Below are 14,314 nucleotides of genomic sequence, written 5' to 3'. Positions count from 1 at the left end.
TCTGACAGAAAGAAGATGGGCGCAAACGTATACGTTTGCGCGGGGGAATTCATTCCCCCGACCTTGCCAATCTTCCTTGTCCTTCAAACGGCTTTATAGAACTCTGCCACTGCCTTCCCCACCTCGGCGAGAGCCGCGTTGCGGGCAGCCAGGGGGGCTGAGGTTCCCGTCAGATAGGCCGAGACCAGCAGCGGCGCCGAGCCGTCCGCCGGCCACAGGATCCCGGCATCGTTGGTGCTGCCGCGCGGCCCGGTGCCGGTCTTCTCGCCGGCGCGCCAGCCGGCCGGCAGCTGTGCCTTCAGGCGCTCGTCGCCGGTCTTGTTCTCGACCAGCCAGCGGGTCAGCAGGGCGCGGCTGTCGGGCTTCAGGGCCTCGCCGAGGATCAGCTTCTCCAGGGTCTGGCTCATCGCCAGCGGCCTCGTGGTGTCGCGCGGATCGCCGGGGGTGCCCTCGTTCAGTTCCGGCTCCATGCGGTCGAGGCGGGTGGTGGCGTCGCCCAGGCCGCGCAGCCAGGCGGTCAGGCCGGCGGGGCCGCCCAGGCTGTCCAGCATCAGGTTGGCGGCGGTGTTGTCGCTCAGCGTGACGGCGGCCTCGCAGAGATGGCGCATCGGCAGGCCGGGGCCGCCGGCGCCCGCCTCGGTGCCGGGGGAATAGGCCACCACCTGCTCGCGGGTGAAGCGCACCGGGCGGTCGAGCCGCTCCTGCCCGGCATCGACGCGGGCCAGCACGGCGGCGGCGGCCAGGGCCTTGAAGGTGCTGCAGAGGGGAAAGCGCTCGTCGAGACGGTGGCCGGCGTGGCGGCTGGTGCCGGCCACCAGGATGGCGACGCCGAGGCGGCCGCCGCTGCGCGCCTCGATCTGGGCCAGGCGCCGTTCCAGGGGGGTGGCGGGCTGCGCCAGGGCGGGGCTGGTGGCGAGGGCCAGGCCGGCGGCGAGCAGGCTGCGGCGAGGGATGGTCATCGGGTCGTCCTCCGGTTCGGTGCGGCGGCAAACTGGCCGGCGCGAGCCCCCTCGACAAACGGGGAGATCTCGGGCGAAACCTCAGAAAAATTTGGGCATGAAGCGATGCGCACCCATCTGCCCCTGAACGCGCTCAGGGCTTTCGAGGCGGCCTCCCGCCATCTCAGCTTCACCAAGGCGGGGCTGGAGCTGCATGTCACCCAGGCCGCCATTAGCCATCAGGTGAAGAGCCTTGAGGAAAATTTGGGTGTCGCGCTGTTCCGCCGCCTGCCGCGCGGCCTGGCGCTGACCGATGAGGGCGCCGCCCTGCTGCCCGAGATCGCCGAGGCCTTCCGCCGCATCGCCGGCACGCTGGACCGCTTCGAGGGCGGCCGGCTGCACGAGGTGCTGACGCTCGGCGTGGTCAGCAGCTTCGCCGTCGGCTGGCTGCTGCCGCGGCTGGAGCGCTTCCGGACCGCGCATCCCTTCATCGACCTGCGGCTGCAGACCAACAACAACCGGGTCGACCTGGCGGGCGAAGGGCTGGACGGCGCCATCCGCTTCGGCGACGGCGCCTGGCACGGGACGGAGGCGGTGGAGCTGTTTGCCGCCCCCCTCGCCCCGGCCTGCGCGCCGGCGCTGGCCCCGCGGCTCAGGCGGCCGGAAGACCTCGCCGCCGAGACGCTGCTGCGCTCCTACCGCGCCGATGAATGGGCGCGCTGGTTCGGCGCGCTGGACCTGCCCTGCCCGGCGCTGCGCGGCTTCCTGTTCGATTCCTCGCTGGCCCTGGCCGAGGCGGCGGCGCAGGGGGCGGGGGTCGCGCTGCTGCCGGCGCGGCTGTTTGCCCGCGACCTGCGCTCGGGGCGGCTGGTGCGGCCCTTCGCGCAGGAGGTGGCGCTGGGCAGCTACTGGCTGACCCGGCTGCGCTCGCGGGCGATGACCCCGGCGCTGCAGTCCTTCCAGGACTGGCTGCTGGCCGAGGCCGCGCTCGGCGACTGATCAGCTGCGCGGCGGGGTGCCGGCCTCGCCCAGGTCCCACCACAGCCCGGCGAAGGCCAGCAGCCCCTCCCGCGCCGGGGCCTTCAGCAGGTGCTCGTCCGGGCCGTGCTGCTTGCAGCCATTGTAGCTGTGCGGCACCCAGACCAGCGGCACGCCCAGATGGTCGACGAAGACGTCGCCCGGCAGGCCGCCGCTGCTGTTGGGGATGATCTGCACCCGCTGGCCGAGGCTGCGCTGCATGCTGGCCTGGGCCCAGCGCACCCAGGGATGGTCGGGCGCGGTGCGGCTGGCCGGCATGCGGATGGCGGCATTCTCGATGGCCACCGCCTCCAGCCCGTGCTGGTCCAGGTGGCGGCGCAGCGCCGCGCCGAACTCGGCCGGATCGCTGTCGACGGTGTAGCGGATCTGGCAATGCGCGCGGGCATCGGGCGCCACGGCATTGACCGGGTTCTCCGGCACGCCGCTGGTCATCGCCAGCACGATGAAGCTGTTCCAGCCGTAGATCTTCTCGGCCGGGGTCAGGCCGGGCTCGCCCCAGCCCTCGTCGATGGTCGCCGCGCCGTCGCCGCCGCCGACCGGGCAGCCTTCCAGCACGGCGCGCACCGCGGCCGGCACGCCGCTGCCCAGCCCGTCGCCTGGCAGCCAGCCGCGCACCAGGATCTTGCCGTTGCGGTCCATGATGGTGGAGAGCGCATGCGCCAGCAGGATCGCCGGATCGGTGGTCAGCCCGCCCCAATGGCCGGAATGCACGCCGCCCTGGCGCAGCCGCACCACCAGGTCGCAATGCCAGGTGCCGCGGGTGCCGGTCGCGATGGTCGGCAGGCCGGGCTCGACGCGCGGCCCGTCGGAGGCGATCAGCGCATCGGCCGAGAGCTCCGCCGCATGGGCGGCGACGAAATCGCGCAGGCCCTTGCTGCCGCGCTCCTCGGCGGTTTCCAGCACCAGCTTGACATTGGCGCCGAGCCGGCCGCCGCGCTCCTCCAGCACCGCCTGCAGCGCGGCCAGGTCGATGGCGTGCTGCCCCTTGTTGTCAGCGGTGCCGCGGCCGTACCAGCGGTCGCCGCGATCGGTCACCGCCCAGGGAGGGATGCCGTCGGACCATTGCGTCGCGAGCCCGGCGACGGTGTCGCCATGGCCATAGAGCAGCACGGTCGGCAGCGCCGGATCCTCGATGCGGGTGGCCAGCAGGATCGGGCCGAAGCCGGGCTCCGGATTGGCATGGATCGCATGGGAGAAGCCCATCTCGGCCAGCCAGGGGGCGATGCCCTCGGCCAGGTAGCGGGCGAGCGCCGGCGCGTGCTGCTCCTCCTGCGAGGTCGAGGGGATCGCCACCAGCGCGCCCAGCCGGGCCGCGAAGCCGCCCTCGTCGAAGCAGCGCGCCGCCCGCGCCAGGGCGCCATCCCGTGTCGCCATCACCCCGAACTCCCTCTCCCGGTCCGTGGTTGTGGATCCCGGCATCAGGGATGGCCACGGCGCGCTGGCAGCAGGCAATGCGACGGGGCGCGCCCCCCGTCAACGGCCATGGTCACGCCAGGGCCAATATTCCGCCGCGCCTGGCCCGGCCGCCACGCCGGATCAGCGGCTGGTCCGGGCCGGCGCCCCGCCCGAGGACGGGGCGGTGGCCGCCCCCGAGGAACCTCCCGAGCCGCCGCCGATCGCCCCGGTGCCGAGCAGCGCCGCCGCCGCCAGCGGCAGGCCGATGCCGAGCGGCGCCGCCAGCCCGATGCCCGTCGCCGGCGCCAGGAGGACGGGCGCGGCCGCCTCGGCCACCGCGCCACCCGCCAGCACGCCCCCTGCCAGCGCACCGTGACCGGCACTGCCGCCCGGTGCCGCGGCGCCGCTGCCGGCGGGCGGGGCCACCAGCCGCGGCCGGTCCTGGCCGCGCGGCGGGATGACGATGCCGGCCTCGGCGGGGACGGCGATGGCGCGCAGCGGCTGCTGCGCCCGGGCCGGGGCGCCCGGCAGCGCACTCGCCAGAATGGCGAAGCCGATGCTGGCCACCGCGCCGGATGACGCGTAGAAGCGGCGCATGCACAACCGCAGGCTGCAGACCAAGCGATCAGGCATGCTGCGTCTCCCGCAGGATGGCGTGGAAGGCCGGCAGGGTCAGGCTGGCGGCCTCGGCGGCCATCAGGCGCGGGAAGACGAGCTCCACCCCGAAGCGGCGCGCCATCTGCAGCTGCGGCACCAGGTGGATGTCGGCCAGCCCGGGGGTGTCGCCGAAGCAGAAGGGACCGGCGGCATGGTCGAGCAGGGCCTCGCCGGCCTCCAGCCCCTCGGTGATGGCCTGGCGGGCCCAGCCCTGGGCCTGGCCCTCGGAAGCGCCGGTGGCGCGCAGGCGGGCCAGCATGCGGGGGTGGTGCAGCATTTCCACCTCGCCGGCAACCGCCTGGGCGAAGGCGCGGACCCGCGCGCGGGTGGCCGGGTCGGGCGGCAGCAGCGCCGGCGAGGGCCAGATCTCCTCCAGCCATTCCAGGATGGCGGTGGCATTGTGCAGCGTGGTGCCATCGGGCAGCTGCAGGACCGGCGCCGGGCCCTGCGGCAGGCCGGCGGCAGGCATCTCGTCGGACGGGTCGCGCAGCAGCTTCTCGACCTCGAGCCCTTTCAGGGCGAGGGCGATCTGGACGCGCCAGGTTGCAACACAGCGGCGATAGCCATGCAGGCGCATTGCCGTCCCCTCTCCTCCCGATGCTGTGAGCAAATGACCTCCGCTGTCAATGTTGCAGTGTCGATCACAACCGCTGGTTGGTCCGACACTGCCCTGGCACCGGGCTATAGCCTGAACGTGGCAGAAATTTGCCCCCTTTCCGGCGGGCGCCGTCCTAGACTCGCGCCTGACCTGCCAGGTTGCCGGACAACGACCTCCGCCCGCTGCCCCGCGGCACGCCCCGCCGCCTGAGACGAGAGTTCGCCCATGGACCAGACCGACCACCGCATCCTGCGGGCGCTCGCACGCAACGCCCGGCTGACCAATGCCGAGCTGGCCGCCGAGGTCGGCCTGTCACCCTCGCCCTGCTGGACCCGGGTGCGGCGGCTGGAACAGACGGGGGTGATCCAGGGCTATGTGGCGCTGCTCGACCAGGCGCAGCTCGGCCTGCCCGACACCGTCTTCGTCGAGATCATGGTGGAGAAGCATGACGAGGCGGCGCTGACCCGCTTCGAGCAGGCGGTGCAGGACATGCCCGAGGTGCTGGAATGCCACCTCACCACCGGCGAATACGACTATCTGATCAAGGCGGCGGTCGGCGGCACCGCCGGCTACGAGGCGCTGCTGCGCGAGAAGCTCTACCGCCTGCCGGGCGTGCGCCACACCCGCACCGCCTTCGCGCTGCGCAGCCTGAAGCGGACGATCTCGCCGCTGCCCTGAGGCCGGGTCAGGCGCCGAGGCTGGCCAGCGCCCGGCGCACCGCCTCGACCGAGAGGTCGGCCATGGGCAGGCCGCGGGCGACGGCGACCGCGGGGCCGCGCGGGGCGCAGAGGGCGGGGTCGCTCTCCGGCCCGAACAGCGCCAGGGTCGGGCAGCCGGCGGCGGCCACCAGATGGGTCGGGCCGGTGTCGTTGCCGATGGCGTAGCGCGCCTCCCGGGCCAGCGCGCCGATCTGGGTCAGGTCGGTGCGCGATGTCAGGTCGATGGCCGAGGGCGCGGCCGCCGCGATGCGCGCCGCCAGCTCCTTTTCCGCCGGCCCGCCCAGGATCACCGCGGGGATGTCGGAGGCTGCGGCGAGGTCGCCGAAATGCCCGACCGGCCAGCGCTTGCCGGGGCGGCCGGGCGAGGCGCCGGGGATCATCAGGAAGAATTCGTCGGGCAGCGCGAAGGACGACAGGTCGCCCGCCAGCCAGTCCAGGGCGGGCGGCGGGAAGGCGGAAATCCCGGCCATCTCCAGCTGTTCGCGCTGGCGCTCCACGGTGTGCATCGCGTCGCGCCGCGGATTGGCATGGGGGTGACTGGCGCCGGCGGCGATGCCCGACCATTCGGCGCGCGCCCCGACGAACAATCGGTAGCGCGAGGAGCGGCTGGAGGTCTGCAGGTCATAGACCCGGTCGAAGCCCGCCCGGCGCAGCCGCCATGCCAGCGAGGCGACGCCGCGCAGGTCGCCCCAGGACGGCCGGCCATCGGCCCAGACGCGGTCGAACCAGGGCGATTTTTCCGCCAGCGCCGCGAAGGGCCTGGTGGTCAGCAGGGTGATCTCGGCGCCGGGATGGTGGGCGCGGATGGCGGCGAAGGGACCGAAGGCCTGCACGAAGTCGCCGAGCGCCGCCAGCTTGATGACCAGGATGCGCGTCGTCATGCGCCGAGCAGCTCCCGATAGACGGCGATGGTCGAGGCCTGCATCGCCGCCGTGGTGTAGTCGCGCTGCACCGCCGCGCGGGCGGCGTCGCCGATGGCGGCGCGGGCGGCCTCGGGCAGGGCGAGGACAGCGCGGATGGCCTCGGCCAGGGCGGCCGGGTCGCCCGGCGGGACGCGCCAGCCGGTGATCCCCTGCGCCACCGTCTCGCGCGGGGCGCCGAGATCGGCGGCGATGACCGGCCGGCGCATCGCCTGGGCCTCGACGACGCTACGGCCGAAGGCCTCGGCGTCGGTGGAGGCGTGCAGCACCAGGTCGGCCAGCAGCAGGGCGGCGGGCATGTCGCCGGTGTGGCCGGGCATGGCGACGTCCCGCGTCAGGCCCAGCGCCGCGATGCGGCGGCGCAGCTCTTCCGCATAGGCGCCGCGGCCATGGTCGCCGAGCAGGATGGCGAAGGGCTTTTCTTCCATTGTCGCGAGGGCGTCGAGCAGGACCCCCTGCCCTTTCCAGCGGCTGATGCGGGCGGGCAGCAGCAGGACGGCACGGTCGCGCGGGATGTCCCATTCCTGGCGCAGCGCCTCGATCCGGTCCGGCGCCACCATGGCCGGGTCGAAGAGGCGCAGGTCGACGCCGCGCGGGATGATGCGGATGCGCGACGGATCGGTGCCGTGGCGGGCCTGGATGAGATCGGCGATGAAATGGCTGATGGCGATGACGCGGTCGCCGCGGGCCATGACCGAGTTGTAGAGGCGCTTGCCGGGGAAATTCTCGTTGTAGGCGCCGTGATAGGTGGTGACGAAGGGGATGTTTTCGCGGCGCGCGGCCGACAGGCCGGCCCAGGCGGGGGCGCGGGAGCGGGCATGGACCAGGCGGATGCCGTGGCTGCGGATCACTCGCTGCAGGGCGCGGGCATTGGCGGCCCAGGCGAAGGGCGACTTGCCGGTCAGCGGCAGGGTGACGTGGGTGGCGCCGAGGGCTTCGAGGGCGGGCACCAGGCGGCCGCCGGCGGAGGCGACGATGGGGTAGTATCCGGCCGCGGCCTGGGCTTCGGCGATTTCCAGGGTGCCGCGTTCGACGCCGCCGCTGTTCAGGGCGGGCAGCAGCTGGAGGATGGCGGGCCTGGTGGACATGGGCTTTGGCATACCGGCAGGCTGGGTGCCTGACCAGCCTGTCGTCCCGCCGTGCTGCCCTGACGGGGGTGCAGTCTTTGGTGCTGCGCGTGTCACGGCCGGTGATGCGGGGGCCCGGGGGCATTCAATGCCCCCGGAACCTTTCTACCCGCCTTTGACGCCCCCTGCCGTGAGCCCCGCGATGATCTGCTTCTGCGCGGCGAGGGTCAGCAGCAGCACCGGCAGGGTCACCAGCAGGGCGGCCGCCGCGAGGGGTCCCCAGGAGATCTGCTCGAAGGTCAGCATGTTGTTCACCGCCACGGGGAGGGTGCGGGTTTCGCGCCCGGCCAGGACCATGGCGAAGATGAAGTTGTTCCAGGAGAAGATGAAGGAGAGGATCGTCGCCACCGTGATCCCCGGCCGGGCCAGCGGGAAGGCGACGTGGCGGAAGGCCTGCCAGATGGTCGCACCGTCGACCAGGGCGGCTTCCTCCAGCTCGGCGGGGAGGCCTTCGAAGAAGCCGATCATGACCCAGACCACGATGGGCACGGTGATGACCAGGTGGGTGATGATGATCGGCGTCAGCGTGCCGGTCAGGCCCAGCCACTGGAACAGCAGGAAGAGCGGGATCAGGTAGGAGAGGCCCGGGGTGATGCGGGCGATCAGGATCAGCATGGCCGCCCTCGTCGCGCGCATCTTGGCGATGCCGTAGCCGGCGGGGACGCCGATCAGCAGGGCCAGGCCGGTGGCGCTGAACGACGTCACCACGCTGTTCCAGGTATAGAGAAGAAAATCGTTGCGGGCGAAAACGGACAAGAAGTTGTCCCAGACCGGCGGGTCGGGGATGAAGACGGGCGGCCAGGCGGTGTTGTCGAGCTCGGTCTTCAGCGCCAGCGACAGCATCCAGAGGAAGACCATGGCGCCGGGCGAGACCAGGATCAGCACCGTCAGGGCAAAGCCGAGCTTTTCCAGGATGCGCATCATGCCGCGTCCTTCACCCGGTTGCGGGTCCAGAGCAGCAACGCCGCCAGGGACACGATGAGCAGGAAGAACACCACCACCACGGCGCTGGCATAGCCCATGTTGTAGTAGGCGAAGCCCTGCAGATAGAGAAAGATATTGATGGTCTCGCTGCTGGTGCCGGGGCCGCCCTGGGTGATGACATAGATGGTGTCGAAGGCCTTCAGCGCGTCGATGGTGCGGATGATCAGCGCCACCACGATGAAGGGCAGCAGCAGCGGCCAGGTGATGTGGCGGAAGGACTGCCAGGCATTGGCGCCGTCGATCTTGGCCGCCTCATAGGGGTCGATCGGCAGCGAGGCCAGGCCGCCGAGCACGATCAGCATGACCAGCGGCGTCCAGTGCCAGACCTCGACCATGACCAGCGTCGGGATGACGGTCTTCGCGTCGTAGATCCACATGCTGGGCGGGATGCCGAACTGGGTCAGGATCCAGTTCAGCACGCCGAGCTGCGGGTGGAACATCATCGTCCAGACCAGCGCCACCGCCACCGGCGTCGCCATCATCGGCAGGATGAAGATGGTCCGCGCCAGGCCACGCAGCGGGAAGTTGCGGGCGAAGACCAGCGCCGCCACCACGCCGAAGACCATCGGCAGGATCACGGCGAGGGCCGTGAAATACAGCGTCCGCGCGATCGACCAGAGGAAGCGGTCGTCGGTGAACAGCTTGCGGTAGTTGTCCAGCCCGACGAAATGATGGCCGCCGCCGATCTTCCATTCATGCGCCGACATGAACAGGGTGAAGGCCCAGGGAAACAGGATGACCGCCAGCACCACGATGCCGGCGGGGACGATGAACCAGCCATAGCGGCGGGCATAGTTGCGGCGGCGCGGGGCGGCGGCCGCGGTGGCCGCCCCTCCCGGCAGGGCGGTGGCCCCGTCAGCCATCAGGTGGCGCGCTCCGACTGCTCCAGCACCGGGCGGAAGGCGTCGGTGGCGCGCTTCAGCTCGGCCGCCGGATCGGCCCCGCCGATGGTGTTGGTCAGCGCGGTGCCCAGGGTATCGCGGAACTCGGTGACCGGGACGATCTCCGGCAGGCCGGGGCGGGCGATGCGGGCGCTCTCCGACAGGGTGGTGAAGAAGTCGCGCGGGAAGCGGCTGCTGCTGATCGCCTCCTCGTTGCTGAACGGGCTGCGCCGGGCCGGGGCGCCGGCGCCCGAGGTCAGGTAGCGCAGCTGGTTCGCCTTGCCGCTGGCCCATTGCAGGTAGTACCAGGCGGCGCCCTTGCGGCGGCTCTGCTCGCTGATGCCGAAGGCGGTGCCGAACAGCGCGCAATGGTGGTGCGCCGGGCCGGCCGGCACCACCGCATAGCCGACCTTGCCGGCGACGCGGGAGCGGGTCTTGTCCTCCAGCGGCGCCGCGAAGCCGACGCCATCGATCCAGAAGGCGGCGCGGCCCTGCATGAAGGTGGTCTGGCACTCGTTCCAGTTGAAGCCGACATTGCCCGGCGGGGCGCAGTCGCGCATCAGCTTCTGGTACATCTGCGTGGCCCAGACCGCGTCCGGCGTGTCGGTCAGCAGCTTCATGTCGGCGCTGACCGTGTCGCGCTGCGCGGTGCCGAGCAGGAAGGAGCTCCACAGCACCACATTGGCGTTGCGCAGGCCGCGGCCGACGAAGCCGTATTGCTGCTTCGCCGGGTCGGTCAGCGCGCGGGCCGCGGTGTAGAGCTCATCGAAGGTCTTCGGCACGGCGATGTTCTTCGCCGCCAGCAGGTCCTTGTTGTAGTAGAGGATGAAGTAGTCGGTGAACTCCGGCAGGGTGTCCATCCGGCCATCCGCCTGGGTCGAATAGGCGACCGCGCCCTCGCCGAAATCGGCGAAGTCGAAATCCGGCGCCGTCAGCGTGGCATCCTGCAGCATCGGCTTGATGTCGGCGCACCACTTGGCGCGGCCGACCTGGCGCTTGTTGACGTGCAGGCTGATGCCCACCACGTCGAAGGAGGGCCGGCCGGAGGCGAATTCGATGGCGAATTTCTGCCGGTGCTGCTGCTCCGGGATCTGCTCGGCGCCGACCTTGATGCCGGTCAGTTCCTCGAACTCCCGCTGGTGCTGGATCAGCAGGGAGGAGCGCGGGTTGGAGGTCAGGCTGGCCTCGACCTTCTCGCCCTTGAAGCGCTGCCAGTCGAAGGCCTGCTGGGCGCCGACCCGGGCCACCAGCGGCGGCGCGGCAAGGACAGGCACGGCCAAAAGGCCGGCACGAAGCGCATCGCGCCGCGTGAACTCGGACATCGTCATACTCCTCCCCGGTCCCGGCTTCGCCGGTTGTGATGTTATGCTTTCATCGCCGCGGGGCGGATGGCAAGCGCCATCGGTTAGGATTACGAGAAAGCCGGAAATGGAGGACATCGCCGCATGACCCAGCCCGACCCCGCCGCCCCCACCGCTCTGCCGTCCGACTGGCGCGACGGCCATTTCGCGCTGCGCGCCGAGGGGCCCGAGGGGCCGCTGGCGCTCGCCATCTCCGGCGGCCAGGTGATGGACATGACCCCGGCCTATGGCACCGTCAGCACCTGGCTGAACGGCGCCGACCCGGTCAGCGCCATCGGCGCCGAGGGCGAGCCGCTGGCGCTCGACCTGCCGGCGCTGCTGGCGGGCGAGGGCCCCTACCGGCTGCTGGCCCCTTTCGACCTGCAGGCGCTGAAGGCCTGCGGCGTGACCTATGCCCGCTCGATGCTGGAGCGGGTGATCGAGGAACGCTGCCGCGGCGATGCCAGCCAGGCCGAGCGGGTGCGCGGCGAGATCCGCGGCATCATCGGCGACGACCTGGCCGCCCTCCGCCCCGGCAGCGCCGAGGCCATGGCCCTGAAGGAGAACCTGATCGCCCGCGGCTGGTGGAGCCAGTATCTCGAGGTCGGCATCGGCCCGGATGCGGAGGTCTTCACCAAGGGCCAGTCGCTTTCCGCCGTCGGCTCCGGCGCGCTGATCGGCATCCATCCCGGCAGCGACTGGAACAACCCGGAGCCCGAGGTGGTCCTCGCGGTCAACGCGGCCGGCACCATCGTCGGCGCGGCGCTCGGCAACGACGTCAACCTGCGCGACGTCGAGGGGCGCTCCGCCCTGCTGCTCGGCCGCGCCAAGGACAACAACGCCGCCTGCGCCATCGGCCCGGCGATCCGCCTCTTCGCGGAAGACTTCGGTATCGAGGACATCCGGAAGGCAGAAATCCGCCTGACCATCACCGGCGAGGACGGCTTCTCCCTGGACGAGAGCGGCCTGGTCGGCAGCATCAGCCGCGACCCGACCGACCTGGTCGGCCAGATGCTGAACGCCCACCACCAGTATCCGGACGGCGCGGCGCTGTTCCTCGGCACCCCCTTCTCGCCCTCCAAGGACCGCGGCGCGCCCGGCGCCGGCTTCACCCACCGCATGGGCGACGTGGTGCGCATCGCCAGCCCGCGCCTCGGCGCGCTGAGCAACACCGTCCGCCGCACCGATGAATGCCCGCCCTGGACCTTCGGCATCGGCGCGCTGATGACCAACCTCGCCCGCCGCGGCCTGCCGCGCGCATGAGCGAGCCGCTGCTCGACGCCGAGACCGCCGGCCGCCTCGACCGCGGCGACGGCACCCACCTGGCCTGGGCGCGGCTGGAGGGCGACGGGCCGACCGTCGTCTTCCTGGCCGGCTTCCGCTCCGACATGGAGGGCAGCAAGGCCCTCGCCCTGCGCGACTGGTGCGCGGCCCAGGGCCAGGCCTTCCTGCGCTTCGACTATGCCGGCCACGGCGCCAGCGACGATTCCTTCGAGAATGGCTGCATCGGCAGCTGGGCAGAAGATGCGGCCATCCTGCTGGAGAAGCTGACCACCGGGCCGCTCATCCTGGTCGGCTCCTCGATGGGCGGCTGGATCAGCCTGCTGCTCAGCCGCCGCATGCCCGACCGCATCCAGGCCATCCTCGGCATCGCCGCGGCGCCGGACTTCACCGAGGACCTGATGTGGCCGCATTTTTCCGCGGCCCAGCAGGAAGCCCTGCTGCGCGACGGCATCATCCACCTCGACAGCCCCTACGGCCCGCCGGTGCCGATCACCCGCCAGCTGATCGAGGACGGCAAGCAGCAGCGCGTGCTGAACGCCCCCCTGCCCTTCGCCGGGCCGGTCCGCCTACTGCAGGGCATGCGCGACGCGGAAGTGCCGTGGCAGACGGCCATCAGGATCGCGGACCACATCGGGTCCAACGACACCAAGGTCGTCCTGATCAAGGACGGCGACCACCGGCTGTCGCGCGACCAGGACATCGCGACGCTGACCAACACGCTGGAAGAACTTCTTTAAGAAAGAAAGCTCGGGGGCTCCGCCCCCGAACCCCCGCCGGGGGGATAGTATCCCCCCGGACCCCGCCTTCGATCAGCCAGTGATGCCGATGATCCAGGGCGCGAACTCGTGGCGGCCGAGGCCGAGTTCCTCGCTCTTCGTCGGCTCGCCCGAGGCCACGCGCAGGATGTGCTCGAAGATCTTCTGGCCCATCTCCTGCAGCGACGCGGTCCCGTCCAGGATCTCGCCGCAATTGATGTCCATGTCCTCCTCCAGCCGGCGATACATCGGTGTGTTGGTCGCCAGCTTCACCGAAGGCACCGGCTTGCAGCCGAACATCGAGCCGCGCCCCGTGGTGAAGCACACCACATTGGCCCCACCCGCGATCTGCCCCGTCGCCGAGACCGGGTCGAAGCCCGGGCTGTCCATGAAGACGAAGCCCTTGGTCGTCACCGGCTCGGCGTATTTATAGACTTCCATCAGCGGCCCGGTGCCGCCCTTCATCGACGAGCCCAGCGACTTCTCGAAGATGTTCGCCAGCCCGCCGGCCTGGTTGCCCGGGCTAACCACGCCGTTGATCTGCGTGTCGCGGCCCAGCGCATAGTCGTCCTTCCACCAGCGGATGCGCTCGATCAGCTTCTCGGCCACTTCCTGGCTGACGGCGCGGCGGGTCAGGGTGTGCTCGACGCCATAGATCTCCGGCGTCTCCGACAGGATGGCGGTGCCGCCATGCCGGGTCAGGATGTCCATTGCATGGCCCAGTGCCGGGTTCGCCGTGATCGACGAGAAACCGTCCGAGCCGCCGCATTGCAGGCCGACGCTGATATGGCTGGCCGAGACCGGCTGGCGCGTCACCTGGTTGGCCTCGGCCAGCATCTCGCGCACCATGGCGATGCCGGCATCGATGCTCTTCCGCGTGCCGCCGATATCCTGCATGGCGAAATGCCGCAGCTTCGGCCCGGCCTGCAGCCCCTGCTCCTTGATCAGCCCGTCGATCTGGTTGCGCTCGCAGCCCAGGCCGATGACGATGACGCCATAGATGTTCGGATGGCGGATATAGCCGGCCAGGGTCCGGCGCAGCAGCTGCATCGGCTCGCCCGAGAGCTCCATGCCGCAGCCGGTCTGGTGGGTGAAGGCGGCGACGCCATCCACGTTGGGGAATTCGGCCATGCGCTCGGCATTGAAGTGGTCGGAGATCGACTGCACCACGGTGGCCGAGCAGTTCACCGTCGAGACGATGCCGATGTAGTTGCGCGTGGCCACCCTTCCGTCCTCGCGGACGATGCCCTGGAAGGTGGCGCGCTCGGCCTCCGGCACCATGGCCAGCGGCTGGTAGTCGGCGCCGATGGCATAGTCGCGGTCGAATTCGGTGAAGGTGATGTTGTGGCCGTGCATCATCGTGCCGGCGGGGGTGTCTTCCGCCGCGAAGCCGATGGTCACGTTGTATTTCAGGATCGGCTCGCCCTTGCGCAGGTAGCGGGTGGCCAGCTTGTAGCCGGGCGTGACCGCCTCGCGCGCCAGCATGTTCTCGCCGGGGATGGAGGTGCCGGCCTCGATCGGGATGCGGGCGACGACGACGTTGTCATTCGGGTGCAGGCGGATGACGGGCCCGTTCAGCCGCTTCGCCGAGAGATCGATGATCGACATGTTCCCGCAACTTCCTTGGATCTTTTCTTAATTAACGAAAATAGAAGGGGGAGCGGGGGGATACCTCCCC

The 14,314-nt window shown here is 71.0% G+C and carries 14 protein-coding genes; 4 read left to right on the top strand and 10 right to left on the bottom strand.

Features of this window, described 5'->3' with window-relative positions; genetic code table 11:
* Nucleotides 1-83 precede the first annotated feature (83 nt).
* Nucleotides 84-959 carry a class A beta-lactamase gene (gene bla / locus WFI16_RS02115; protein ID WP_419896137.1) on the bottom strand — a complete coding sequence of 292 codons (876 nt, stop codon included), beginning with the start codon at nucleotides 957-959 and terminating at the stop codon, nucleotides 84-86.
* A gap of 105 nt (nucleotides 960-1,064) precedes the next feature.
* Between bla and WFI16_RS02110 the strand changes: the two genes are divergently transcribed.
* The gene (locus WFI16_RS02110) at nucleotides 1,065-1,937 is read left to right on the top strand and encodes a LysR family transcriptional regulator (protein WP_419896136.1); all 873 of its coding nucleotides are present in this window, start codon (nucleotides 1,065-1,067) and stop codon (nucleotides 1,935-1,937) included.
* Here WFI16_RS02110 and WFI16_RS02105 read toward each other — a convergent pair whose 3' ends face one another.
* The 3 genes from WFI16_RS02105 to WFI16_RS02095 form a co-directional block, all read right to left on the bottom strand.
* Nucleotides 1,938-3,350: a M20/M25/M40 family metallo-hydrolase gene (locus tag WFI16_RS02105; RefSeq protein WP_419896135.1), complete on the bottom strand. Its 1,413-nt coding sequence runs from the start codon at nucleotides 3,348-3,350 to the stop codon at nucleotides 1,938-1,940.
* Nucleotides 3,351-3,512: 162 nt separating this feature from the next.
* A complete protein-coding gene (locus tag WFI16_RS02100; protein ID WP_419896134.1) occupies nucleotides 3,513-4,004 on the bottom strand; it encodes a hypothetical protein in 492 nt (163 codons plus the stop codon).
* Nucleotides 3,997-4,605: a glutathione S-transferase N-terminal domain-containing protein gene (locus WFI16_RS02095; RefSeq protein WP_419896133.1), complete on the bottom strand. Its 609-nt coding sequence runs from the start codon at nucleotides 4,603-4,605 to the stop codon at nucleotides 3,997-3,999. The genes WFI16_RS02100 and WFI16_RS02095 overlap by 8 nt, the downstream gene beginning before the upstream one ends.
* Nucleotides 4,606-4,851: 246 nt before the next feature.
* Here WFI16_RS02095 and WFI16_RS02090 point away from each other — a divergent pair, with 246 nt between their 5' ends.
* On the top strand, nucleotides 4,852-5,304 hold the full coding sequence (locus WFI16_RS02090; protein WP_419896132.1) for an Lrp/AsnC family transcriptional regulator: 453 nt from the start codon (nucleotides 4,852-4,854) through the stop codon (nucleotides 5,302-5,304).
* A 7-nt stretch (nucleotides 5,305-5,311) separates the two neighbouring features.
* Here the strand turns inward: WFI16_RS02090 and WFI16_RS02085 are convergent, their stop codons facing one another.
* The 5 genes from WFI16_RS02085 to WFI16_RS02065 form a co-directional block, all read right to left on the bottom strand.
* Nucleotides 5,312-6,226, bottom strand: coding sequence for a glycosyltransferase family 9 protein (locus WFI16_RS02085; RefSeq protein ID WP_419896131.1), 915 nt, complete (start codon nucleotides 6,224-6,226; stop codon nucleotides 5,312-5,314).
* Nucleotides 6,223-7,353 carry a glycosyltransferase family 4 protein gene (locus tag WFI16_RS02080; protein ID WP_419896130.1) on the bottom strand — a complete coding sequence of 377 codons (1,131 nt, stop codon included), beginning with the start codon at nucleotides 7,351-7,353 and terminating at the stop codon, nucleotides 6,223-6,225. The genes WFI16_RS02085 and WFI16_RS02080 overlap by 4 nt, the downstream gene beginning before the upstream one ends.
* A gap of 144 nt (nucleotides 7,354-7,497) precedes the next feature.
* Nucleotides 7,498-8,313, bottom strand: a complete 816-nt coding sequence (locus WFI16_RS02075) for a carbohydrate ABC transporter permease (RefSeq protein WP_419896129.1) — start codon at nucleotides 8,311-8,313, stop codon at nucleotides 7,498-7,500.
* The gene (locus tag WFI16_RS02070; RefSeq protein ID WP_419896128.1) at nucleotides 8,313-9,239 is read right to left on the bottom strand and encodes a carbohydrate ABC transporter permease; all 927 of its coding nucleotides are present in this window, start codon (nucleotides 9,237-9,239) and stop codon (nucleotides 8,313-8,315) included. The genes WFI16_RS02075 and WFI16_RS02070 overlap by 1 nt, the downstream gene beginning before the upstream one ends.
* On the bottom strand, nucleotides 9,239-10,579 hold the full coding sequence (locus WFI16_RS02065) for an ABC transporter substrate-binding protein (protein WP_419896127.1): 1,341 nt from the start codon (nucleotides 10,577-10,579) through the stop codon (nucleotides 9,239-9,241). Before WFI16_RS02065 ends, WFI16_RS02070 begins: the two co-directional genes overlap by 1 nt.
* Nucleotides 10,580-10,702: 123 nt before the next feature.
* Between WFI16_RS02065 and WFI16_RS02060 the strand changes: the two genes are divergently transcribed.
* Nucleotides 10,703-11,860, top strand: coding sequence for a fumarylacetoacetate hydrolase family protein (locus WFI16_RS02060; RefSeq protein WP_419896126.1), 1,158 nt, complete (start codon nucleotides 10,703-10,705; stop codon nucleotides 11,858-11,860).
* Nucleotides 11,857-12,618 carry an alpha/beta hydrolase gene (locus tag WFI16_RS02055; protein ID WP_419896125.1) on the top strand — a complete coding sequence of 254 codons (762 nt, stop codon included), beginning with the start codon at nucleotides 11,857-11,859 and terminating at the stop codon, nucleotides 12,616-12,618. Before WFI16_RS02060 ends, WFI16_RS02055 begins: the two co-directional genes overlap by 4 nt.
* Nucleotides 12,619-12,690: 72 nt before the next feature.
* Here WFI16_RS02055 and WFI16_RS02050 read toward each other — a convergent pair whose 3' ends face one another.
* Nucleotides 12,691-14,244 carry a UxaA family hydrolase gene (locus tag WFI16_RS02050; protein ID WP_419896124.1) on the bottom strand — a complete coding sequence of 518 codons (1,554 nt, stop codon included), beginning with the start codon at nucleotides 14,242-14,244 and terminating at the stop codon, nucleotides 12,691-12,693.
* Nucleotides 14,245-14,314: the final 70 nt, after the last annotated feature.

It is taken from the genome of Roseomonas sp. USHLN139 (assembly GCF_037145735.1).
Classification (GTDB): Bacteria; Pseudomonadota; Alphaproteobacteria; order Acetobacterales; family Acetobacteraceae; genus Pseudoroseomonas.
The sequence above is the reverse complement of the archived record's forward strand: the minus strand, read 5'-3'. Positions and strand labels throughout refer to the sequence as shown.

Excerpts from the sequence above, each read along its gene's own strand:
- bla (WP_419896137.1), bottom strand. The coding sequence starts at position 959 with ATGACCATCCCTCGCCGCAGCCTGCTCGCCGCCGGCCTGGCCCTCGCC.
- WFI16_RS02110 (WP_419896136.1), top strand. The coding sequence starts at position 1,065 with ATGCGCACCCATCTGCCCCTGAACGCGCTCAGGGCTTTCGAGGCGGCC.
- WFI16_RS02105 (WP_419896135.1), bottom strand. The coding sequence starts at position 3,350 with ATGGCGACACGGGATGGCGCCCTGGCGCGGGCGGCGCGCTGCTTCGAC.
- WFI16_RS02100 (WP_419896134.1), bottom strand. The coding sequence starts at position 4,004 with ATGCCTGATCGCTTGGTCTGCAGCCTGCGGTTGTGCATGCGCCGCTTC.
- WFI16_RS02095 (WP_419896133.1), bottom strand. The coding sequence starts at position 4,605 with ATGCGCCTGCATGGCTATCGCCGCTGTGTTGCAACCTGGCGCGTCCAG.
- WFI16_RS02090 (WP_419896132.1), top strand. The coding sequence starts at position 4,852 with ATGGACCAGACCGACCACCGCATCCTGCGGGCGCTCGCACGCAACGCC.
- WFI16_RS02085 (WP_419896131.1), bottom strand. The coding sequence starts at position 6,226 with ATGACGACGCGCATCCTGGTCATCAAGCTGGCGGCGCTCGGCGACTTC.
- WFI16_RS02080 (WP_419896130.1), bottom strand. The coding sequence starts at position 7,353 with ATGTCCACCAGGCCCGCCATCCTCCAGCTGCTGCCCGCCCTGAACAGC.
- WFI16_RS02075 (WP_419896129.1), bottom strand. The coding sequence starts at position 8,313 with ATGCGCATCCTGGAAAAGCTCGGCTTTGCCCTGACGGTGCTGATCCTG.
- WFI16_RS02070 (WP_419896128.1), bottom strand. The coding sequence starts at position 9,239 with ATGGCTGACGGGGCCACCGCCCTGCCGGGAGGGGCGGCCACCGCGGCC.
- WFI16_RS02065 (WP_419896127.1), bottom strand. The coding sequence starts at position 10,579 with ATGTCCGAGTTCACGCGGCGCGATGCGCTTCGTGCCGGCCTTTTGGCC.
- WFI16_RS02060 (WP_419896126.1), top strand. The coding sequence starts at position 10,703 with ATGACCCAGCCCGACCCCGCCGCCCCCACCGCTCTGCCGTCCGACTGG.
- WFI16_RS02055 (WP_419896125.1), top strand. The coding sequence starts at position 11,857 with ATGAGCGAGCCGCTGCTCGACGCCGAGACCGCCGGCCGCCTCGACCGC.
- WFI16_RS02050 (WP_419896124.1), bottom strand. The coding sequence starts at position 14,244 with ATGTCGATCATCGATCTCTCGGCGAAGCGGCTGAACGGGCCCGTCATC.